The sequence below is a fragment of the Alteromonas sp. a30 genome, assembly GCF_026788005.1.
Classification (GTDB): domain Bacteria; phylum Pseudomonadota; class Gammaproteobacteria; order Enterobacterales; family Alteromonadaceae; genus Paraneptunicella.
The window spans coordinates 56,922-79,828 of sequence record NZ_JABEPE010000006.1; the positions used below are offsets into that span (position 1 = coordinate 56,922).

The 22,907-nt window shown below is 42.6% G+C and carries 21 protein-coding genes; 16 read left to right on the forward strand and 5 right to left on the reverse strand.

The window, feature by feature from the left end:
• Positions 1-64 precede the first annotated feature (64 nt).
• Positions 65-2,638 (reverse strand): penicillin-binding protein 1A, encoded by a 2,574-nt coding sequence (locus HJG39_RS07715; protein WP_268408322.1) that lies wholly within the window; start codon positions 2,636-2,638, stop codon positions 65-67.
• Positions 2,639-3,019: 381 nt separating this feature from the next.
• Between HJG39_RS07715 and pilM the strand changes: the two genes are divergently transcribed.
• From pilM to HJG39_RS07760, 9 genes are all read left to right on the forward strand, one after another.
• Positions 3,020-4,072 carry a type IV pilus biogenesis protein PilM gene (gene pilM, locus HJG39_RS07720; RefSeq protein ID WP_268408323.1) on the forward strand — a complete coding sequence of 351 codons (1,053 nt, stop codon included), beginning with the start codon at positions 3,020-3,022 and terminating at the stop codon, positions 4,070-4,072.
• Complete coding sequence (locus HJG39_RS07725) at positions 4,060-4,647, forward strand: PilN domain-containing protein (RefSeq protein WP_268408324.1); 588 nt, start codon at positions 4,060-4,062, stop codon at positions 4,645-4,647. The genes pilM and HJG39_RS07725 overlap by 13 nt, the downstream gene beginning before the upstream one ends.
• Positions 4,647-5,258 (forward strand): type 4a pilus biogenesis protein PilO, encoded by a 612-nt coding sequence (locus HJG39_RS07730; protein ID WP_268408325.1) that lies wholly within the window; start codon positions 4,647-4,649, stop codon positions 5,256-5,258. The genes HJG39_RS07725 and HJG39_RS07730 overlap by 1 nt, the downstream gene beginning before the upstream one ends.
• Complete coding sequence (locus HJG39_RS07735) at positions 5,245-5,787, forward strand: pilus assembly protein PilP (RefSeq protein WP_268408326.1); 543 nt, start codon at positions 5,245-5,247, stop codon at positions 5,785-5,787. The genes HJG39_RS07730 and HJG39_RS07735 overlap by 14 nt, the downstream gene beginning before the upstream one ends.
• Positions 5,780-7,537 (forward strand): type IV pilus secretin PilQ, encoded by a 1,758-nt coding sequence (locus tag HJG39_RS07740; protein WP_268408327.1) that lies wholly within the window; start codon positions 5,780-5,782, stop codon positions 7,535-7,537. Before HJG39_RS07735 ends, HJG39_RS07740 begins: the two co-directional genes overlap by 8 nt.
• Positions 7,538-7,791: 254 nt before the next feature.
• Positions 7,792-8,310, forward strand: a complete 519-nt coding sequence (gene aroK / locus HJG39_RS07745; RefSeq protein ID WP_268408328.1) for a shikimate kinase AroK — start codon at positions 7,792-7,794, stop codon at positions 8,308-8,310.
• A 40-nt stretch (positions 8,311-8,350) separates the two neighbouring features.
• Positions 8,351-9,427, forward strand: coding sequence for a 3-dehydroquinate synthase (gene aroB, locus HJG39_RS07750; RefSeq protein ID WP_268408329.1), 1,077 nt, complete (start codon positions 8,351-8,353; stop codon positions 9,425-9,427).
• 30 nt (positions 9,428-9,457) lie between these two features.
• Positions 9,458-11,215, forward strand: coding sequence for an SPOR domain-containing protein (locus HJG39_RS07755; protein ID WP_268408330.1), 1,758 nt, complete (start codon positions 9,458-9,460; stop codon positions 11,213-11,215).
• A gap of 136 nt (positions 11,216-11,351) precedes the next feature.
• The gene (locus HJG39_RS07760; protein WP_268408331.1) at positions 11,352-12,191 is read left to right on the forward strand and encodes a Dam family site-specific DNA-(adenine-N6)-methyltransferase; all 840 of its coding nucleotides are present in this window, start codon (positions 11,352-11,354) and stop codon (positions 12,189-12,191) included.
• Here HJG39_RS07760 and HJG39_RS07765 read toward each other — a convergent pair.
• The 4 genes from HJG39_RS07765 to HJG39_RS07780 form a co-directional block, all read right to left on the reverse strand.
• Positions 12,184-12,405, reverse strand: a complete 222-nt coding sequence (locus HJG39_RS07765; protein WP_268408332.1) for a DUF2970 domain-containing protein — start codon at positions 12,403-12,405, stop codon at positions 12,184-12,186. The two genes, HJG39_RS07760 and HJG39_RS07765, sit on opposite strands and share 8 nt — an antisense overlap.
• Positions 12,406-12,439: 34 nt before the next feature.
• A complete protein-coding gene (locus tag HJG39_RS07770) occupies positions 12,440-12,763 on the reverse strand; it encodes a hypothetical protein (RefSeq protein WP_268408333.1) in 324 nt (107 codons plus the stop codon).
• Between the two features lie 361 nt (positions 12,764-13,124).
• Positions 13,125-13,760 (reverse strand): TorF family putative porin, encoded by a 636-nt coding sequence (locus tag HJG39_RS07775; protein WP_268408334.1) that lies wholly within the window; start codon positions 13,758-13,760, stop codon positions 13,125-13,127.
• A 332-nt stretch (positions 13,761-14,092) separates the two neighbouring features.
• Positions 14,093-14,728 carry a TorF family putative porin gene (locus tag HJG39_RS07780; RefSeq protein WP_268408335.1) on the reverse strand — a complete coding sequence of 212 codons (636 nt, stop codon included), beginning with the start codon at positions 14,726-14,728 and terminating at the stop codon, positions 14,093-14,095.
• Between the two features lie 328 nt (positions 14,729-15,056).
• Between HJG39_RS07780 and rpe the strand changes: the two genes are divergently transcribed.
• The 7 genes from rpe (at position 15,057) to astD (ending at position 22,831) form a co-directional block, all read left to right on the forward strand.
• The gene (rpe, locus tag HJG39_RS07785) at positions 15,057-15,731 is read left to right on the forward strand and encodes a ribulose-phosphate 3-epimerase (protein WP_268408336.1); all 675 of its coding nucleotides are present in this window, start codon (positions 15,057-15,059) and stop codon (positions 15,729-15,731) included.
• 30 nt (positions 15,732-15,761) lie between these two features.
• Positions 15,762-16,769, forward strand: a complete 1,008-nt coding sequence (gene trpS / locus HJG39_RS07790; protein ID WP_268408337.1) for a tryptophan--tRNA ligase — start codon at positions 15,762-15,764, stop codon at positions 16,767-16,769.
• Between the two features lie 66 nt (positions 16,770-16,835).
• Positions 16,836-17,411 carry an anthranilate synthase component II gene (locus HJG39_RS07795; RefSeq protein ID WP_268408338.1) on the forward strand — a complete coding sequence of 192 codons (576 nt, stop codon included), beginning with the start codon at positions 16,836-16,838 and terminating at the stop codon, positions 17,409-17,411.
• A 234-nt stretch (positions 17,412-17,645) separates the two neighbouring features.
• Positions 17,646-18,812: an HDOD domain-containing protein gene (locus tag HJG39_RS07800; protein ID WP_268408339.1), complete on the forward strand. Its 1,167-nt coding sequence runs from the start codon at positions 17,646-17,648 to the stop codon at positions 18,810-18,812.
• A 274-nt stretch (positions 18,813-19,086) separates the two neighbouring features.
• Positions 19,087-20,292 (forward strand): aspartate aminotransferase family protein, encoded by a 1,206-nt coding sequence (locus HJG39_RS07805; RefSeq protein WP_268408340.1) that lies wholly within the window; start codon positions 19,087-19,089, stop codon positions 20,290-20,292.
• A gap of 28 nt (positions 20,293-20,320) precedes the next feature.
• On the forward strand, positions 20,321-21,352 hold the full coding sequence (gene astA, locus HJG39_RS07810; RefSeq protein WP_268408341.1) for an arginine N-succinyltransferase: 1,032 nt from the start codon (positions 20,321-20,323) through the stop codon (positions 21,350-21,352).
• A gap of 9 nt (positions 21,353-21,361) precedes the next feature.
• Complete coding sequence (gene astD, locus HJG39_RS07815; protein WP_268408342.1) at positions 21,362-22,831, forward strand: succinylglutamate-semialdehyde dehydrogenase; 1,470 nt, start codon at positions 21,362-21,364, stop codon at positions 22,829-22,831.
• Positions 22,832-22,907 lie beyond the last annotated feature (76 nt).

Genomic DNA, 22,907 nt, shown 5'->3' on the forward strand with positions numbered 1-22,907 from the left:
ATGCAAAGCTGCCTGAAGCAACTGCGCACTATCAAACAATCTTCAAAAATTGGTTTATTGCGTACTAAAATATTTCGTCCGTTGGTGCAGGTTCCGCTTCGTTATCGCCCACAGGGTCAACAATTTCGCGTTCATCTACATAGGTTTGAGGCTCCGTTCCAGACATAAAATACTCGAATCGGGAAGTATGATCGACCCGGTCCGTTAGCTTACCAGTAGTTCGGTCAATACGCACGGTAACGATGTCTTCTGGAATATGTTTATTGACCTCTGGGTAGTCCTGTAGCGCTTTTTCCATGAAACGAATCCAAGCAGGTTGCGCCACTCGAGCTCCGTCTTCCCCTCCTACCATAGCATTTCCAATAATATTTGGACTCCGACCAGTTTGTTTTCTTACTTGATTGAATAAATATTTGTTGCGAGAAGTTCGCCCTAATGAGCGGCTCATATCGTCGAATCCAACCCAAGCAGTAGCCACCAGCTTAGGTGAAAACCCGCTAAACCAAGTATCCTTAGCATCATTGGTTGTTCCAGTTTTACCGGCAATATCTTTTCGTCTGAGCAGTGTATTCGCTCGCCAACCAGTGCCTCGCCAGTAAGTTTTATTTCGAGTGCTACCGCTGCCAGTAATTGCAGTACGCATCATTTCAGCCACTAAAAACGCATTTTGTTCTGAGATAATTCGTTGTGCTTGAGGAGGAAGCTGTGCCGCACTTTGCACGGATTCTTTGAGCATACTGGTATCTGGACTCACTTGAGCAATTGAGCCATCACTTAACGCACAAGCAGGACACGCAGTTGGTGGAGAGGCTTGCCAAACGTACTCACCAAACTGCCCTTCTATTCGTTCAATAAAGTGCGGCGTCACGGCGTAACCACCATTGGCAAATGTTGCAAAGCCAGTGACAACCTCTATCGGCGCAAGCGAAGCGGTTCCCAAGGATAAAGACTCATCACGTGGTAAGTCACTCAAATCGAAACCAAACTGACGCATGTATTGGCGCACGTTATCAATACCCACGGCTCTAAGTAAACGGACTGAAACCACGTTTTTAGACTTCCCTAAAGCAATGCGCATCCGAATTGGACCATCGTAAATTGCGGGGGAGTTTTTAGGGCGCCATGCATTACCTGACCCTCGGTCCCACTGGTTTATGGGGGCATCATTAATGATAGAAGACAAGGTATAACCATTTTCTAAAGCTGCGGAATACAAGAAAGGTTTAATGTTCGAACCCACTTGTCGCTTGGCTTGTGTAGCTCGATTAAACTGACTTTGATAGAAGCTATAGCCACCAACAATAGCGCGTACTGCACCATTATTAGGGTCAAGAGCCACAAGCGCTCCTGAGGCATCGGGGAATTGGCTAAGTTGCCACACATCTGCGTCTTGCATCCGACGAATCCAAACATGTTCACCTATTTTCGCAACATCTGCTGCCACCTCAGGTTCAGGGCCTTGTTTGGTATCACTCAAAAATGGACGAGCCCACGCCAATCCATCCCAATCAATGTAATGATATTCGCCACTTTTACTTAGCACGGTGATCGCTTTTTCATACACTTGTGTCACGATGGCGGGCTCAAGAGGCTTGTAGCTTGGAACTGGTGATAAATAGTCAAGCATGTCTTGTTCTGTCCAAGGCACATCTTCTTCTTGGTTCCAAAGTGTTGCCACCGGACCACGATAACCATGTCTTTCGTCGTAATCATGGAGGTTCTGAACAACGGCATTCCTAGCAGCCAATTGTAAATGCGATGGCACGGTTGCATAAACATTGTAACCACCGGTCTCTGCTTCCTCTTTACCATATAAGCTAATCATTTCTTCATAAATAACGTTAGCTAAATAAGGCGCATCTAACTCGATTTCAGCTCCATGTTTTTCGGCTGTCACGGCTGCGTTGGCCGCAACCATATATTGCTCATCCGTAATATAGCCCTCCGTTTTCATTCTCGAGAGAACAACTTTTCGACGCATTAAAGAGCGTTCTGGACGACTGATTGGATTCATTGTAGACGGCGCTTTTGGCAGACCCGCCAAAGTCGCAATTTGTGCGAGGGTCAACTCTTTGATGTCTTTCCCATAGTATACCTGCGCGGCTGCACCAAAGCCGAATGAGCGATGTCCAAGCTCAACCTTGTTTATGTATAGCGCTAGGATTTCTTCTTTCGTGAGAACCCGCTCGATATGCCAAGCAATGAAGATTTCTTTAAACTTACGTAAAAATGTTTTTTCACGCGTTAAAAAGAATCCACGAGCAAGCTGCATCGTTAATGTACTTCCACCTTGGCCTTTTTCTCCAGTCAGTACCAAATTAAAAGCCGCACGGAGAATGCCTATCGGATCAATCCCAGGATGTTCAAAGAAGCGGCTATCTTCAGTAGCAAGAATCGCGTGAATAAGCGTTTGGGGTACATCATCAAGCCCAAGAGGGATGCGTCGCTTAACTCCGAATTGGGAGATGAGCTTACCGTCTTGCGTAAACACCTTCATCGGCGTTTGCAAACGCACATCTTTAAGGACTGAAACACTCGGTAGGTCAGGCTTGATATAAAAATAAAGACCAGCTACAGAACAAAGCCCCATCACCATTGCAATCGCGGCCAAACTGATAACTCGTTTAAAATATTTCACTGCTGAAAACGATACTCTTTTGAAGTTATGGTAGTAAGCTGTCTTATTGTAACCAACATTACGCTGGTTGCCATGTCTATTCCTTTTATAAAAGGGGAATTTACCGTTAAATTATGCGGCATTTTTCTCATTTATTCCTATATTAATACCTAAAAAGGTATGAAATACCTCTCTTTTTTGCCCCTTTCCAAATTCGTTTCTATGCTAATAAAATCCCTTTAAAGCCTATTAGATAAAGCATTGAAGCAGAACAGGCCCATTAGCTTAGCCGAATAAAATCATCTTTAAATATACTTAAGTACAGCCAGACAAAACAAAGAGTTAAGTTAATTCGGTAATAATGTCGATAAATGTAACTAAACACGTAAACCGGAGTGCATGGTGCTAAAAAAACTTTTGCAACCAAAACAAAAGCCCTTGCTTGGCCTAGATATAGGCACCCGGTTTGTAAAAGCAGTTTTGCTGAATCACTCTAACGGTGTGTTCGAAATAACAGATGCCGCTTGTGAACCTATTTTGGGAGAAGCGTTTGCAGAGCGAGAAGTGAAAGATTTTGACGCAATTAGCCATTGTATTAAGAAAGTCAAACATCGACTTAAGCTCAAAAACAAAGAGGTGAGTGTTGCTGTTTCGGGCACTTCCGTTCTAACCAAAAAAGTGTATATGCTCCCGAATCAAACGGACGCAGAACTTGAAGCTCAAATAGAGCTCGAAGCAGATAGCCTTATCCCATTTCCATTGGAAGACGTTTATATCGACTTCGAAAAACTCGGCACCCAAACCGATGAAAGGGACGATGTGCTATTGAGCGTTGCTCACAAAAACATGATAGACAGTCGAATTACCCTGCTTAGAGAGTTGGAATTTGAGCCTAAAATTATTGATATTGAAGGCTTTGCGCTAGGAAACGCACTACAGCATTTTAGGCAATCAACCTCAGGTCAAGCCATCGCTTGTTTTAACATCGGTGCCACGCAACTCCAACTTACCGTTATTGACGAGAACCAAGAGATGCATAGCAAAGAATTGCCATTTGGCACAGATCATCTCATCAAAGACATATGCTTATTCCACGGCCTCGACCAAAATACAGCGATTCAACAACTAAAGGACCAAACCCTTCCTGAAACATGGCGGAACGATGCTTACCCTCACTTTTTAGGAAATCTACAGCAAAGCTTCAATAAAGTGATGCAACTCTACACAGGCTCAAGTCACAAAGACGCACCTAAGACTCTATTATTAAGTGGAGGCGGCACGTTAATAGAAGGCTTAGTATCAGATCTCAGCACCGATATGAACAAACAATTCGAGGTATTTAATCCCTTTACCTTACTTTCAAAGAATGCTCCCCATATTGACCGCCAATCTGGACCAATTTATGCCATTGCCGTAGGTTTAGCATGCAGGAGCACCCAATCATGCCACACATAAATCTCCTACCTTGGCGAGAAAAACTAAGGGAAAAGCAAAAGAAGCAATATATTGCCGTACTATTAGTCGTAGCCCTTGCTTCTATTGGCTCCATGTATTTGGTTGGAATGGTTATTGAAAAAATGATCTCCAATCAAAATGAGAGAAACATATTTTTACAGCAGCAGATCGCCATTGTTGATGTGAAAATTGGAAAAATTAAAGACATAAAAAACAATAAACAAGCTTTAGAAAAACAAATTGCCCTGATTGAACAACTGCAAGATAGTCGCAATGTTGCACCAAAAGTTGTCAACGAGTTAGTTAAATTAACCCCTAGTGGCGTTTCCTTCTCCAGCTTAAAGCGAACGAATCGTAAAATTGAAGTGTTAGGCAGAAGCGAGTCCAATAATCACCTTTCAGAATTCATGCGAAAACTGGAAGCATCAAGCCTATTTATTAATGGAGAGCTTACATCCATTGTTGCCAATACAGGGTCAACTGACGCCGGTAGCGAATTTAAATTAAACTTCGAAATTAGCCCTGAGCTTATGCCTCTTCCAGCCATTTCATCAGAAAAGGGAGGCAAAAAGTAATGCGTTTTGACTTCAAAAAGCTAAAGGATATGAACGACCTTGACCCCGAACAGATGGCGGTATGGCCATTTGAAGTCAAAGTTGTGGTGGCGCTCTTTGTGGCGATTCTTGTTTCCGTTTTAGGTTACTTCCTAATCGTAAAAGACAAGCTTCCCACCCTCGAATCGGCAAAAAAAACCGAACTCGATCTAAAACGAAGTTACCGTTCAAAATATGCTTTCGCAGCGAACTTAGAAGCTTACCAAGAACAACTAGAACAGTTACGAGCAGACTTTAAATCCATGCTTAAGTCATTGCCTACTTCCAACGAAACTCCAGGATTACTAGATGACATTACATTTGTTGGCACCTCTGCGGGGCTCACATTTAAATTGCTGAATTGGCAACAAGAGATCCCCAAAGAATTTTACACCGAACTGCCTATACAAATGGAAGTGACAGGACAATATCACGACTTCGGGGAATTCTTAGCGGAGGTAGCGGCACTACCTCGAATCGTAACCGTACATAACTTCGAAATAAAAGTAGACGGTGAAGAGCTAAATTTACAGTTACAGGCCAAGACTTATCGCACCTCAACTTTAGAGGAGGTAAGTGATGCCCAGCCATAAAACCATAACCACGTTAATAAGCATATTATTAACGGCTTGCACTCCTCAAACAGACGATCTCAACCAATTTATTGCGGATGTTGCGAATACACCTCCTACAGCAATAGAACCTTATCCAACCTTTGAAACACAACCTGCATTTCAATATTCAGTAGCGCATTTACGCAGCCCTTTCCAACGAAAAAGAGAAGGGCAACAAACAGTCATAAAAGAACCTGTTGCCAGTTGCCTGCAACCCAATACTCAGCGCACTAAGATGCCGTTGGAAAGGTTTGGTGTCGACGCCCTAAAAGTGATGGGATTTTTAAATAGCGAAGGGAAAACTTGGGGAATTATTTCAGCGTCCGACGGGAAGCTTTACAAAGTAACGTTGGGAGATAGGTTAGGCTTATTTTTCGGAGAAATTACCCGCATTTCAAACAATACGATCCACTTTACAGAATTGCTACCCGATGGCACTGGCTGTTGGAAAACCAAAGCGTCCAAACTAAGCCTCGCTCAGAGCACTGGAGAAAACAACGATGTTTGAGTCTAATATCAATCATTACTCATCAAGAACATACTCAGTGAGCTCATTTTGTCTTTTGATAATATGTTTATGTGTATCTTCAACACTACTTGCTCAAGAAACGAATTTACCAACGCTGGTCAATCCAGAGCAAATACTATCCGAAAAACAAAATACGTCGCTGGTGAACATTGATTTTGAACGATTCCGCAATGAGCAAGGCAGAACTCAGATCTCCCTTAGTGACTCTCAATTCCAAATGATTGTCAGCAAAAATAATACAAGCCTTTCCATCGACTTTCCGAACGTAAAACTGGCAAAAGAGCAACTATATCGCCTCAACGTAAAGGACTTCGGCACGATTGTTGAGAGTATTGAAACATTTGAAGACTCACGAGCCAGCCGTGTCGTTATTACAACAAATGCCCCTTTTGATTATCATCACAACAAAGAAAATAAAAACTTAATCATCGACATAAAACCTAAAGCCAAGGTTCTCCCTGAAAAAATTGATTCACAAAAGTATACGGGCTCACCAATTTCACTGGATTTCCAAGATGTTCCTGTTAGACAAGTTTTGCAAATCATTGCTCAGGTCAATGGTTTTAACCTAGTAACAACAGACACAGTAACGGGAAATGTTACGATTAATCTCAACCAAGTACCTTGGGATCAAGCATTAAGCATGATTCTAAAAATCAAAGGACTGGATCAGAGAAAAGAGGGCAACATACTGCTTATTGCCCCAGCGGAAGAACTAGCAGCGAGAGAGACACAGCAACTACAATCACAAAAACAAGTTGCCGACTTGGCACCTTTGCGTACGCATAATATTCAAATCAATTATGCCAAAGCCTCTGAATTAGCACCTATATTAAAATCAAAAGAAAGCAGCATTCTAAGCACGAGAGGTTCTGTAACCGTAGATGAAAGAACCAATTCTCTTATTATTCGTGATACACAAGAATCCATAGATAACGCCATTAACATGGTTCAAATACTAGATATTCCTGTGCGTCAGGTACTCATCGAGTCACGAATGGTCACCGTCAGAGATGGAGTAGATGAGCAAATTGGTGTGCGTTGGGGCTTTACTGATCAACAAGACTCCGATGGTATTTCAGGTTCTATCGAAGGCGCGGAAACGGTCGGGGGCGGCGAAATACCCGATGTCGCTGACCGATTAAATGTGAACTTACCCGTTAATAATCCAGCGGGAAGAATAGGAATTAGCGTTGCCCGACTGATCGACGGAACAATATTAGACTTAGAATTATCTGCGTTAGAAAGTGAAAACAAAGGCGAAATTATTGCAAGCCCGAGAATAACGGTAGCCAACCAACATGAGGCTTACATCGAACAAGGTACAGAGATCCCTTATGTGCAATCGACTTCCAGCGGAGCAACTTCTGTTACCTTCAAGAAGGCGGTTCTAAGTATGAAAGTCATTCCTCACATCACACCTGATAATCGAGTCATTTTAGATTTGGTTGTTACCCAAGATACCCGAGGGGAAACTGTATCAACACCAACAGGGCCTGCGGTTGCTATCGACACCCAAGAGATTAGCACTCAAGTGCTTGTAGAAAACGGTGAAACCATCGTTTTAGGAGGTATTTTTCAACAAACTACTGCCGACACAGAAAATAAAGTACCTGTTTTAGGTGATCTTCCAGCTATCGGACGTTTATTTAAGAACTCTCAACAGATTAACGATAAGCGAGAGCTTTTAATTTTTGTTACACCCAAAATTCTGTCCGAAGCGCTATAATAAGAAGGCTGTTTTCGGTGCGTTCTTTCTTTTTCTGAACGCTAACACCCAGAAGATGTCAGTAAATCACTACCTAAAAGCCCAAAATAACGGCATTTTGATAATTTTATTGACCTCTGCCAGAGTTAATTGTCAGCCAGAACTTGCATAACTGAGCAGACTCCTGAGATAATCCCGCCCTCGAAAATCTCGAGGGGGGTTGTTTCTCCTATAATTAAAAGTAACTAATCAAAAAATTGTGACGTAATTTTAAAATGGCCGAAAAACGTAATATCTTTCTAATTGGTCCAATGGGCGCTGGAAAAAGCACAATTGGTAGACACCTAGCAGACCAATTACACTTGGAGTTCTACGATTCCGACCAGGAAATTGAACGCCGAACAGGAGCGGATATAGCCTGGGTTTTTGATATTGAAGGCGAAGAAGGATTCCGTGACCGCGAAGAAAATGTTATCGCGGATCTCACAGAAAAGCAGGGCATAGTACTCGCTACGGGTGGTGGCTCTGTTATCAGAAAGTCCGTTAGAAACCGACTATCAGCTAGAGGCATCGTTGTATATCTTGAAACAACGGTAGATAAACAAGTCGCTAGAACTCAGCGCGACAAGCGACGTCCTTTACTACAAAATGCTGACAATCCTGAATCAGTATTGAAGGATTTAGCCGGTGAACGTAACCCGTTATACGAAGAAATTGCCGACTACACTGTACGCACAGATGATCAAAGCGCACGTGCAGTAGCCAATGAAATCATTAATCAAATCGGGCTTTAACCTCTAATCTTCTAATTCCATACAAACCGGAGAAATGCGCTTGTCAACCATTCACGTAGCATTGGGAGAGCGCAGCTATCCCATAGAAGTTAAATCAGGGGTGCTGAATTCAGGCCCCGATTCACTTGGTATTTCTCAATTCATTCAATCAAACCTTGCGGTCATCATCACCAACCCAACTGTTTCTGAACTTTATTTAGAAAAGCTAAAAGCGTGTCTTAATGACAATATTAAAGTTCATGTCATTGAAATTCCCGATGGAGAACAATTCAAAAACGTCAATAGTTTTGAGTCTGCATTGACGCAATTGCTCGAGATAAATGCGTCAAGGGACACCACTATTCTCGCATTAGGCGGAGGTGTCATAGGTGATTTGTCGGGCTTTGTTGCAGCAACTTATCAACGGGGAATTCCATTTATCCAAGTCCCCACAACCTTATTGTCTCAAGTCGACTCCTCTGTAGGAGGAAAAACTGCAATTAATCATCCTCTTGGTAAAAACATGATCGGTGCGTTTTACCAACCTAAAGCCGTATTTATTGATACCAACACACTACACACTCTCCCTAAAAGGGAGTTCGCCGCGGGAATGGCAGAGGTTATCAAATACGGCATCATATACGATGCAGACTTCTTCCAGTGGATAGAAAACCATATTGATGCGTTATCCTCACTTGAAGCCGACGCTTTGCAATATGCAATTTCGCGATGCTGTGAAATAAAAGCCGAAATTGTGGCGCAAGACGAAAAGGAATCAGGAATTCGAGCATTATTGAATTTAGGCCATACTTTTGGTCATGCGATAGAAGCCGAACAAGGCTATGGTAACTGGTTACATGGAGAAGCCGTCGCCGCTGGCACCGTTCTTGCTTCAAAGATAGCACTGGAGAAAGGCTGGTTGTCACAGTCAGATTTCCGTCGCATAGTACAGTTGTTACAGGCATTTTCATTACCGTTAGAAAAGCCTGAAAGCATGGTTTTCGATGATTTCATGAAACATATGCGTCGAGATAAGAAAGTTCTTGCTGGAAATATTCGATTCATTATCCCGCAAGGTATCGGAAAAGCCATCGTCACCAAAGAAGTTTCGGAAGGCGAGTTACGTAGCATAATTTAACCCTAACTAAGAGAGGCGGTCGTTTTGCATATGCACAATTTGTTAAATGAATTTACTGACCTCTCCGAGCGATTAGAGCATCTTGTTTCCTATTCGTCGCAAATGGTATTTATCAGCGGCGATCAAATGGGCGACCAACAAAAGTTCGTTGAAGCATTTTTAGGGGCTAAACAAAGCGATGTAGATATTGTTTATTTAACGGGTAACAGCTTTCACAGTGAAGAAGATGTTCGACATGAATTTGCCCGTCAAGTCGTTGGAAACTCCCCAAGTATAGACTTACCGCTTTTGCAGCTAGTTGCCACTAGAGAACAACGCAACACACCACTTTTAATTGCCGTTACTCGTGCAGAAAGGATCCCAGACCAAATCCTACAAGAATTGTGGGACTTAGTATTACAAACTCGGTTTGCACGAAACCACCAACAAATTAATATCATCTTATTTGGTGAGCAAGAATGGGCAGAAAGAACCAAGTCATGGTTGCCAACAAATAATAATGACAAACCCGTTTTATTAACCAGTGAAACGGTTGAAATGAAAGCTGAGCAAGAAATTGAAGGCGATCTAGATGCTTTTATTAAGTCTAAACGTAAAGAGTTTAATGAAAGATTAAAAGCAAGAGCCCTCGCTTATGATCCCCCCGCATCAGTATTAACTAATTGGTGGGTAAAGTTGCTCGCTATCTGTACCTTCATCATCTGTTTCAGCGGTCTTTTGATTTGGCAATATTTCGATTTAACGCAATCGGCATTTAAAGATTTTGCTCAATTTCTCTTTCAAACCGAAGCCAGCTCTCCAGCACAAGAGTGGGAAGAGGCCAAAGCTCTTTTAGCTGAAACAGACTCGACGACACAAAAAGCGCAGGAAGAAACCAACCAAAAAACGCAAACTGAAGATAACTCGTTAACTGAAGAAGCGAATACAGGATTTGTTAGCAACTGGAAAGAAGAGAGCGAACGGTTAGCGCGTAAAGTCATCCCGGTAAACCTTCCCGAAACACCAGTACAGAAGGCCCCAGATGCCTCATCGGCTAAGACCATCAAGCAACCCGAAACAATTAATACCAACTCGGGGGGGCTAGAGCTTTCTCAAGCCGAGTCCATAGTCGATATTCCAAAATCACGCTTAAAACAGCTGCAAGACAATACAGCGAAGAACGAACCAACGGTCATTGCCGAGCCACTCATCCCCAACGAATTAGCCGGAAGAATGGCTAAAGCTGACACTTCTAATGTCGAGTTTGTAGGCCCACCACTACCTGAGAATTTGAATAGCTCATCTCAGCAACAGGCTGATAGCACACAGGAAACCTCCCCCTCTCCACAACCTGAAATCGCAGACGTCACAACGGCGAATGAACTCAGCGAGACGCTAAGTGAAAATAGTACAGAAGTTGAAGATTACCGTATTGAGGATATTGTTAGCGTTGAAGAGTTAGAGCGTCAAACCGAAACACCACCTGCTCCATCTTATTTGTTTAATGAGCGTAATCTGCTTGATTTGAAGGAGTCTCAATATCTACTGCAAGTTTCTGGAATGAGTAGCCAAAGTGTACTAGAGCAATATTTAGCGGATAATCGCCTTCAAGACCGTGTCTGGGTATATAAAACTCAACGCTACGGCGGAAACTGGTTTGTTGTTGTTTATAACAAAGCGTTCAACAGCCTAGATGAAGCACGAAGCTCCGTTAGCGAACTACCTCAAACAACACGACAAAGTGCGCCTTTCGCGAAATCAATAACAACCGTAAAACAAGAAATTGCCCAAGGTTATCCTGAAAAATAGCGTCGGATCATTGTCTTTACCGTTATTCGCTGAATCTTTTAGCGGATGATCGCGATAACGACAATTTCTGTTAACTATTATTGTGGCTAAGGTACAATGACGCCACCTTCAATCTAAGTTACCAAGATACGTTTTTTTGAAACCTTCTCGAAAACCCCGCGCCTTTCTCAAATGGGCCGGAGGTAAAGCATCTATCTCAGAAAAAATTTGTCGGAGACTGCCCAAAGGTAGGCTACTTGTCGAACCTTTTGTCGGTGCCGGTTCTATTTTTCTTCGAAGTAATTATGATGCTTACATCTTGAATGACATCAATCCAGATCTCATCAACCTCTTTAAATGCGTTGCAAACGATGTTGAAACTTATATTCAAGATACCAAGACGTTTTTCAATGGGGAATACAATAACAAAGAAACCTACTATCAAATTCGAGAAGAATTTAACCAAACAACCGATCCTTACCACCGCTCAGTATTATTTCTGTACTTAAATCGGTTTTGTTATAATGGCCTGTGCCGTTACAACTCAAAAGGTATTTTTAATGTACCCTTTGGACGTTATAAGAAACCCTACTTTCCTGAAATTGAGCTTCGATATTTCGCGAAAAAAGCGAGTAAGGCGACCTTCACATGCTTAGACTTCGAAGAAGTGTTTCGCACCCTTCCCGACGATGCCATTGTTTATTGCGACCCACCTTACGCACCTATTAGCCCAACCGCTTCCTTCACCTCCTACGCTAAAGATGGTTTCTCTGCTGAGCAACAAGAAAAGCTGGCACATTTAAGCGCAATGGCAGCACTTCAGAAACGAATTCCTGTGATGATCAGCAACCATGATACGCCGTTTACTCGCGAGATTTATGAACAAGCTCGCCTTGTTTTCCTAAAGGCAGCCAGAAACATTAGTCAAAAGAAAGACAAGCGAAAAAAAACGAAAGAGCTACTCGCGATATTTACTCCAGAGAGTCAAGCTAAGTAGGAGTCGCTCCTATCATTAGGTTAACGGCAATCATAATTGCACCGATAAACCCGATAACAAACAAAACCCCAACAAGAAGGAAGGGGAGAATGGACTTTTTCTGAAAATCAGCCTGCCGATTGTGCTCGGACTGCACGCCAAACATGCTAGCCGCAACACTTTTAAAGACAGACCAAAATTCGCTGGAAGATGATAGAGAAGGCAGTAGTCTCATAGTAGCTCCTTAAAACATTAAGGCTGTTCTGATACTACTTATAAGATGAAGGCTCCGCAGTGGCAACCGGTTCATCATTTCTGAACAGCAATTCTAGCAAGTCCAAATAATGAAACTGAGACGAGCGGCTATTACCAACCAGCCACGACCCCCAACTCACATTTTTTGCTGAGTCATCACTACATTCAGCAGCTTTGGACTTTTGCTTATGCACGATTTGACGCTCGACTTGTGCTTTGTTATCGCAACACTCAGCACCACGACGCTGCTCCGTTGCGCCAGCAAATACTGCCGATGAAGTTGACAGCAATGCAACGGTATACGTAAGCACAAAGATGCTTTTTCTCATACTTAGCATATATTAGCTCACTCCGTAAGATTTGGTTACATTATAGCCCTGAACAAAGTTTAAGCAACGTGAGTTTATCGCAAATAAAAAGCGGCTCATCGTCAAAACGGCTCTGAAATATTTAGATACGACTTTAACCTTGGAGGAGATTCTGCATGGTGACGACTGAATCTTAACTGAACTTCTCAACGATAGTTGAGTAATTAGAGGCACAATAAAAACGGAAGTCAAACGTCAAATACCAATTATGCCAATCTTTATTACCGTGAAAAAATTAGATAAATGCAAAAGGCATTGTGAATTTAGGATAACTTATTCACATAAAAAAGTTACCCTAAAAGAGAAATATAAAGGCTATTAACGTTTTGAATTAAAGCTCAAAAGTCTTACGGATGCTGAATAACAAGCTCTCGTCGTCATCCAGATCTTTACCACTCCACGCTAAAGTAACACCAACGTCAAAGCCGGCAACATTTGTCATGTAACCACCTTGGAAGTATTCACCTTCGAAGTCGTTACCTAAGCCCGCAACACGTGCAAAGAAGCCATTGTGAGCCAACGTTAAAGAAACAAAAGTATAGTCAGACTCTGGAATACCTAAGTCGATGTCTTCGTTTTTCTTACCGACAGCGAAGTCTACTGTCGCGATGCCGTAACTTAAGCCAAGGTTCAATTCGTTAGCCGTTGAAGAATGATCACCAGTGAACTGGTAAGTTGTTGCACCAATTTGTGCACCAACGCCATTGTCAAACTTGTGTCTGTAACCGAAGTAGCCATCGACCTCAAAGCCTTTATTGACGTCAACTGCAAATGCACCTACATAAAAGCCATCTTCTTGCCAATCAATATTGATGTTTGCAGAAGCATCGTTTGTTTGGGCTACGCCACGGAAGTGGTGTTCAGAAGCAACACCAAACCCTGCTTTTAAGGCAGCAGATGCAGCATGGGAATATGCTAAAGATGCAATAGAAACCGCTGCTACTGCACAGATTTTTGCCAATTTCATATGTGTCTTCCTTATGTATTTTTGTTGAGAACTTTTAGGTAATATTTTTTTAGCCGAAGAAGGTTATCATTTTTCACGAGAAATGCAAAAAATGGTTAAATTTTTAAAGGTTAATTTTTTGTTTCATTTTTTATGTTTCTAAAACACATTTAAACGACTGTATTAATCAGTGCAAAGACGTTAGCTGGAAAAGAGTGGAACGATAGGTTGTAAACGAATGTTGGGAATGCAGAGATAGAAAGGGGAACACAGAAAAAGAAGGACAACCTTATTATTATTATGATTTTGTTGTCCCGAATAACATGTCAGTAATGAATTTATGTTAGTAAGAGTTACAAGTTGAAGGTTTTACCAATACTAAAGTAAATCGTTTCATCGTCATTAAGATCGCTACCGCTAACAAGAACGGATACACCAACATCGAAGCCGCCCACTTGAGTTCCATAACCAGCTTCGAAATATTCGCCATCGGACTCATCGCCATATGTACCAAATGTTCCGTAAAAACCTTCATACGCGACAGAGAGTGAAAGAAATGTATAGTCAGATTCGACGATGCCTAAATCAAAATCGTCTTCACGTGTTCCAATCGCATAATCTAAAGAGAATAAGCCATAGCTCAGTCCCAAATTAACCTCATTGTAAGCAGAATCAAAATCACCAGTGTACTGATAAGTTGTAAAGCCAATGCTGCTTGAAAGCCCATCCGTAATATCAAATCCATAGCCACCATAAAAGTCGACCTCTAAGCCATCACCTACATCCGCAGCCCACGTTCCTAGGTAAAACCCTTCATTCGTGTAATCTAGGCCAGCACTTGCAGATGCATCGGTTGTTTGCGCGACACCACGGAAGTGATACTCAGACACGACGCCAATATTTGCCGACACATCAGCTAGTGCAGCTTGTGAATATAGTAAAGTGGCAGCAACGGCTGACGTCAAAGTGGTGAATTTGATAGTTTTCATGTGTTTCCTCATCATTTTTGGTACTGCACGCTTTTAAGTGGTTGACGAGTGCAGACGCTGTGCTTCAAGTAGCTAAATAGAAATCTGCAAAAGTGGTGCCTGTGCAGCTTTACCAAGTGAAAACGAAGAAAAAAACGAATTAACACACTGATTTAAAACAACAAATCCAATACCCCTTGTTCATTTCTTTATGACTCTTATAATTTGCCTGTGAGGGATCACACATTCAGTTGCACAAAAAAGGCTCAATTGCCCTATTTTAATGCACTATAGACAACTTCTTAGTCTGTACTCTTTTTACAATATTTGCTGATTTACGGGGATACGCATGAACGAGTTTTTAATTGCACCATCTATCTTATCGGCTGACCTAGCTCGCCTTGGTGAAGATGTTGACAAGGTGCTAGAGGCAGGCGCAGATGTCATCCACTTTGATGTGATGGATAATCATTATGTCCCCAACTTAACGTTTGGCCCGGGGGTATGTAAGGCGCTCCGAAACTATGGTGTAACGGCAGATATTGACGTGCATTTAATGGTGTCGCCCGTTGATGAGCTCATTCACTCTTTTGCCAACGCAGGTGCCAACTATATTAGTTTTCATCCAGAAGCAACTCAGCATGTGGATAGAAGCATCCAATTGATTCTTGATTCGGGTTGCAAAGCCGGGCTAGCAATTAACCCCGCCACACCTCTCCATATTCTCGACTATGTATTGGATAAACTCGATTTTGTTTTATTAATGTCAGTCAACCCCGGCTTCGGTGGACAAAAGTTCATCGAAAATACGCTAGATAAAGCGCATCAGCTGAAGCAACGCATCTTAAAAACTGGTAAAAATATCAGGATTGAAATTGACGGAGGCGTAAAAGTCGATAACATTCGCGCTATTGCCGAATCCGGTGTCGACATGTTTGTTGCAGGCTCAGCCATCTTCAACCAACCGGATTACCATAAGGTCATCACAGCAATGAGAAACGAGCTTTCTAAGGCTCAACTGTAAAAGAAATCACAATAAGATACGAATTCAATCATGACTAAACCTATTGTATTAAGTGGCTGCCAGCCATCAGGACAACTTACTATCGGCAACTACATGGGAGCCCTAAGACAGTGGGTAAACATGCAAGAAGATCACGACTGCTTATATATGCTAGTGGACCTGCATGCGATAACCGTTAGACAAGACCCTCAAAAACTCTACAACGCCTGTTTAGATGGCCTCGCACTTTACGTTGCTTGTGGTATCGACCCAGAAAAGAGCACCTTATTTGTGCAATCTCATGTGCCGGAACATGCTCAACTTGCTTGGATCATGAATTGCTACACCCAAATGGGTGAGCTAAACCGTATGACCCAATTTAAAGATAAATCTGCCAAAAATCAGAACAATATCAATGTGGGTTTATATAGTTATCCAGCATTGCAGGCAGCAGACATTCTTCTTTATCAAGCTGATAAGGTGCCTGTAGGAGAGGATCAAAAACAGCATCTAGAACTAACCCGAGACGTCGCAACTCGCATGAACAATTTATACGGGGATTTATTCAAACTACCTGACCCGTATATTCCAGAATCTGGCGCTCGGGTAATGAGCTTACAAGATCCAATGAAAAAGATGTCGAAGTCTGACGACAACCCGAACAATTTTGTTGGCTTACTTGAAGACCCTAAGAAAGTGGCAAAGAAAATTAAACGCGCAGTAACAGATTCCGATGAGCAAGCTCGTATTTATTACGATGTTGAAGAAAAGCCCGGCGTGTCGAACTTATTATCTATTTTGTCCTGTTGCACCAATCGAAGCATTGAAGAGTTAGTCCCGGAGTACGAAGGCAAAATGTACGGCCATCTAAAAACTGATGTAGCAGATGCGGTTGTTTCCCTGCTTGAACCACTTCAAGAAAAGTTTCATGAATTACGAAATGATAAAGCAACGCTTGAATCTATCATGAAACAAGGTGCGGAACGAGCATCAGAAAAAGCCGCCAAGACGCTTGCCAGTGTTTATAAGGCGGTTGGTTTTATTCCTCGCCCAGAATAATGCATGATTTAGTGTGGGCAATGCTGAGCCCACACCCCCTCCTACTTTTTTGTTGTGAGTTTGAATTTGATACTCCTCATCGATAATTATGACTCCTTTACTTTTAACCTTGCTCGTTACTTAGTTGAAATAGGTCAGGAAGTACGTGTTGTAAAAAATGACGCCATTGATCTTGATGAGATAGAAACTATTGCACCTTCTGCCATGGTCTTTTCCCCCGGCCCCTGCACGCCCAACGAATCAGGTATTACGCTTGAGGCAATCAATAGATTTCATCCTCAAATCCCAATGCTTGGCGTGTGTTTAGGGCATCAAGCCATTGCACAAAGTTTTGGTGGAAAAGTGGTTCGAGCGAAGTCAGCAATGCATGGGAAAGTATCAAGCATTAGGCACAACGCCCGCGGCCTATTTGCTAACTTACCAACACGCTACAAAGTCACGCGTTATCATTCATTAGTCGTAGATCAACACCATTTGCCAGCACACTTTGAAATCACCGCATGGACAGAAGATGACAACGGAGCATTAGATGAAATCATGGCTATTCAACATAAATTCCTGCCTATATATGGCGTTCAATTTCACCCAGAGTCACTGTTAACTGAACATGGTCACAAATTACTACAAAATTTTATTTCGTAGACGATAACTAACAGATAATGAGTCAATGGCAATAGTCATCACAAACGGTAAATATTTTACTTCACCTTGATGGGGAATATAGGTAAATTATAAAATTACCCTCTAAATCGTTAAAAACTGCTTCCATTTACAGTTAAATGTATGACAATCATCAAGCCTCATGGTTTCTACACTTATTAGTCCATTTTTAAGGTAAACCATAGTTAATCAGCCTGGCTAAAAAACGAGAACAAAATGAGCACGACACCCAACATCATCGAAACAATTAATAACCGCTTTTACAACCTTCTTATTGGTCTATCCAATGCTCAAGAGGTTGCGGGTGTTGATGTTGAAGGTAAAGTCAAAGCGGAACACTCTGAACAATTCGACTCACGTCGAGCCTTACTGAGAGTCGAAAAACTAGCCAAGCGAGATATGGAACTGAATAAACGCTCTGAACAAAACTTCATTGATGGTATCAGTGCCCAGTTGAATGATGTCGTTACAGAGCGATTACTCAATAAATTAGAAGATTTAGACGATGTCCACTACAAAGTGCTCGGGTTAAACGACAACTTACCCGAGATTTTAGATGCATTATCCGTAAGAGCCGTATCAATAGCTAAGTTAGAACCGCTAATTGCAGAAACAGGTTGGCTAGCCACGGATTTGCTAAAGCTCGTTAACACGCCGAAATTTCGCAAAACCGATCGCTTGGGTAAGGTCGTTGTAGTAGAAAACCTAAAAATGGCACTTAGTTTCATCGGCATTGAGAATTTAAAAATGCTCATCCCCGCAAAAATTTTTAAGCGTGCGATTCCACAGATAACCGACCCATTCCCTGCATTTAAGAACCGTATTTGGGAACATGCATTGGCCTCTGCTATTTCCTGCCAACACATGGCAAAATTAAACAAAGCGGAGTCGAGTCATGCATTTACACTTGGCATGTTCCATGAGCTAGGCAAACTTGCTATTGCAAAACTGTACTTTAGAACCTTCGATGAAACACATAGAGAAGCACTCATTGAGGCGCACGATAATCTCAAGCGAGAGGAGCATACAGCCCTACAAAAGATCGCTCCTTCATCCGATTATTTACTGGCATTAATTTGGGAGCATTCTCAGCCGCTTAGTGCCAAAATTATTGAAAAAATGAGTATGAAGCGCGTGTTTATTGCAAATGCAATGCAGGAGTTTGCAAATAAAGTGCCCTATAAAACCATGACACCATTGGCTCAAGTGTTACTACAAGGCAATGGCTACAGCAAATTTAATGCGTTAAAGAGCGTTAAGTTAATCACTACTGATGAAGCAAAATTGTTCTTGAAAAGTTTACATATCACCCCAACCAAACTCCAAGCGATGAAGAGTATCGATACTTCCAGACTTAATATCTCCACTGAAGATGAAGAATAACAAACACTGCTTATATTCCTTTTTGTTCTTAAAATAATCATTCACCTTCACCGCTTCCACACTCGCTTATTACTTTGGCTTTGAGCCCTCTTCCTTGAATTCAGCCATAGCCAATGCGGATACTTATGCAGCTTTTTTGCAACTTTACTGAAAGCCGCGTAAATAAAGGCGCCTACCATCATTGTACAGAAGACAAGGCCGCCATTTTCTGGAATAATGCGTGCCCTTTATAAGCAAATTTGACCCTAAGTCAGAGTTAATTTTGGAGACCCAAATGCAAGTTACTCGTGAAATGTTCAACGAAGTCATGGTACCGAACTATAATCCAGCAGCCATGGTTCCGGTTAAAGGTGAAGGTTCCAGAGTTTGGGATCAGGAAGGAAAAGAATACATCGATTTTGCCGGAGGCATCGCCGTAAACACACTGGGGCATTGCCACCCTGAAATGGTTTCAGCACTCAAAGAGCAGGGCGAGAAACTATGGCATCTCAGCAACGTTTTCACAAACGAACCTGCGCTTCGTCTCGCCAAAAAATTAGTCGACGCCACTTTTGCAGAGCGTGTTTACTTTGGTAACTCAGGCGCAGAAGCGAACGAAGCAGCATTAAAATTAGCTCGTCGCTGGGCTCTTGATAATCACGGTGAGCAAAAGTCCCAAATTATCGCATTCAAGCAAGGCTTCCATGGTCGTACTTTCTTCACTGTCACCGTTGGCGGACAACCTGCTTACTCTGATGGCTTCGGCCCTAAACCTGCTGATGTTGTTCATGCAACATACAACGATCTTGAAAGCGTTAAAGCCCTCATTTCAGACAAAACCTGCGCCATTATGATGGAACCCTTACAAGGCGAAGGTGGCATTATCCGCCCAACAAAAGAATTCGTTGAAGGCGTAAGAGCACTTTGCGATCAACATAATGCGTTACTTATTTTTGATGAAGTGCAATCAGGCGTTGGTCGTACTGGTGAGCTTTATGCCTACATGGGCTTAAACGTAACACCGGACATCCTTACCACAGCAAAAGCACTTGGTGGTGGGTTCCCAATTGGTGCCATGCTAACTACAGCAAAAATTGCAGAAAGCCTCAAGGTCGGTACTCACGGTAGTACATATGGCGGCAATCCTCTGGCTTGTGCAGTTTCAGAACGTGTTTTTGATATTGTTAATGACCGTCAGTTACTAGACGGCGTTAAACAAAAAGAAGCACTATTCCGCGAGTTATTAGGTGCAATCAATGAAAAATACAATGTTTTCGAAGAAATTCGAGGTCAAGGCTTATTGCTTGGTGCTGCATTAAAAGAGGAATATCACGGCCGTGCGCGCGAATTCCTTGATGCATCAACAGAGCAGCAGCTTATGTGTTTAGTTGCTGGCGCTAACGTTATTCGCTTTGCTCCTTCTCTTATCATCCCTGATGAGGATATTAAAGAAGGTCTAGCCCGCTTCGAAAAAGCCGTAGCCAAAGTGGTTCAAGGCTAAACTTTACAGTCTGATAGGACCGCTTGATATGATGATTATTCGCCCAATACAACAAACCGACTTCGACGCATTAAAGTGCGTCGCCGTTGAATCAGGGGTTGGTTTTACCTCTTTACCTGACAATGACGAGTTGTTACTTGGCAAAATCAAACGCTCAGTGGAGTCTTTTGCAAAAGAAGATGTACAAAAGCCCGGTACTGAACTGTATTTGTTTGTCATGGAAGACACTGACACGAAAGAAGTCGTTGGCACTAGTGGCATTGAAGCAGCAGTGGGATTAGACGACGCGTTTTACTCCTACCATCACGGAAAAGTCGTTCATTCGTCCAGAGAGCTCAATGTTCACAACACAGTAGAAACTCTCACCTTGTGTAACGATTACACGGGTGTTTCAGAAATCTGCACCTTATTTCTCAGAGAGCAAGCCAGAGGCGGTTACAATGGCAGAGTATTGTCGCGTTTCCGCTTTCTATTTATTGCTGAACACAACCACTTGTTTTCCGAGAAAATATTTGCCGAAATGAGAGGTGTTAGCGATGAAAATGGCTCATCACCCTTTTGGGAATGGTTGGAGGAGCACTTTTTCTCTTTAGATTTCCCAACCGCCGACTATTTAACCGGTGTTGGTCAAAAAGAGTTTATCGCCGAACTGATGCCCAAGTACCCCATTTATGTAAAACTTCTCAGCAAAGCTGCACAAGCGGTCATCGGTGAAGTTCACGAGAAAACCCGTCCAGCATTAAAATTATTGCAAGCGGAAGGCTTCACCAAATCGGCCTATGTCGACATTTTCGATGCAGGGCCAAGTGTTGAAGCAAAGATTGAAAACATTCGAACAGTAAGAAATAGCCGAAGAATGCCAGTCGTTATTTCTCAATCTAACGAATCTGAAAATATCTCGTACTTTGCTATCAATACAAAACTTAGTGATTTCCGTGGAATTATGCTCCATGTAGAAATTGATGAAGAAAACCAAACGGTGGGGATTTCGCAAGCCGCAGCTGATGCATTGTCAGTCTCAGAAGGCGATTTTATTCGCTTTGCCCCCATCATCTGTTGAGGTTAATCCATGACACACGCTCACTTTATCGCAGGTAAGTGGTTAGAAGGTTCAGGCCATACCATTAACTCTGTTGATCCAGCTAAAAATGTAGAAATTTGGTCCGCCAACGCAGCAAGCGAGGCACAAGTCGATCAAGCAGTCGAAGCCGCTAGGAATGCATTTGAAGCTTGGTCAGATTTAGGCGTGGAAGCTCGCGTCGCTATTATTCAGAAGTTTGTCGACTTATTGGGTGAAAACAAAGCATTAATGACCAAGGTCATTGCCCAAGAAACCGGCAAACCTGAATGGGAATCTGCAACAGAAATTGGCGCAATGATAGGGAAGCTCGCTATTTCCGTTCGAGCGTATAACGAACGCACTGGCACCGTTGAAAACCCAATGCCAGCAGGTAAAGCCGTACTGATGCACAAACCTCACGGCGTAGTTGCTGTATTTGGTCCTTACAACTTCCCGGGTCATCTTCCCAATGGACACATTATTCCGGCACTCATTGCGGGCAATACCATTGTCTTCAAGCCAAGCGATTTGACGCCTAAAGTGGCCGAAGAAACGGTGAAATTATGGGAAAAAGCGGGTATTCCAGAAGGCGTATTGAACCTCGTTCAAGGTCACGTGGAAACAGGGAAATCCCTAGCAAGCCACCCGGGTATTGACGGGCTATTCTTCACAGGTAGCTCTCGAACAGGCAAATTGCTACATGAACAATTTGCAGGTCATCCAGGTAAAATACTGGCATTAGAGATGGGTGGAAACAATCCACTTATCGTAAAAGATGTCGCCAACATCGAAGCCGCTGTTCACGACATCGTTCAATCCGCTTTCGTTACAACAGGGCAGCGTTGCACATGTGCTCGTCGCTTGTTTATTGAAAACTCAGAACAGGGCGATGCCATTTTGGGCCGCTTAGTTGAAGTGACTAAAAACTTAAGTGTTGGCCCTTATGACGCCGAAGAACAGCCATTTATGGGCGCAATGATCTCCTCAAATGCCGCACAAATGATGGTTAAAGCCCAACAAGGTTTACTTGATCTTGGTGCAGAAGCGCTTGTGGAATTAAAGCATTTGGATGCAAACACAGGGTTTGTTACAGCAGGTATTGTTGATGTAACCGACATTCTGGAGAAAATGCCTGATGAAGAGCATTTCGGCCCATTACTGAAGGTCATTCGTTTTGATTCTATGGACGAAGCTATTAAGGAAGCAAACAATACATCGTTCGGTTTGTCCGCTGGTTTAATCAGCGATGATAAAGCGCTATTCGATTTACTCGTTAAGCGTTCTAGAGCTGGTATTGTTAACTGGAACCGTCCAACAACTGGCGCTAGCAGCGCAGCGCCCTTTGGAGGCATCGGCGACAGTGGCAACCACAGAGCAAGTGCTTATTATGCAGCAGACTATTGTTCATATCCGGTAGCAACGATCCAACTAGATGAGGTCGTTCTTCCTGAAACATTAAGCCCCGGCTTAAAAATGTAGCTCGCATTACTCACAAAAACGGCTCCGCTTTGGAGCCGTTTTTTTGTTTAAGCAAAAAGTCATATAGTCAAATTCA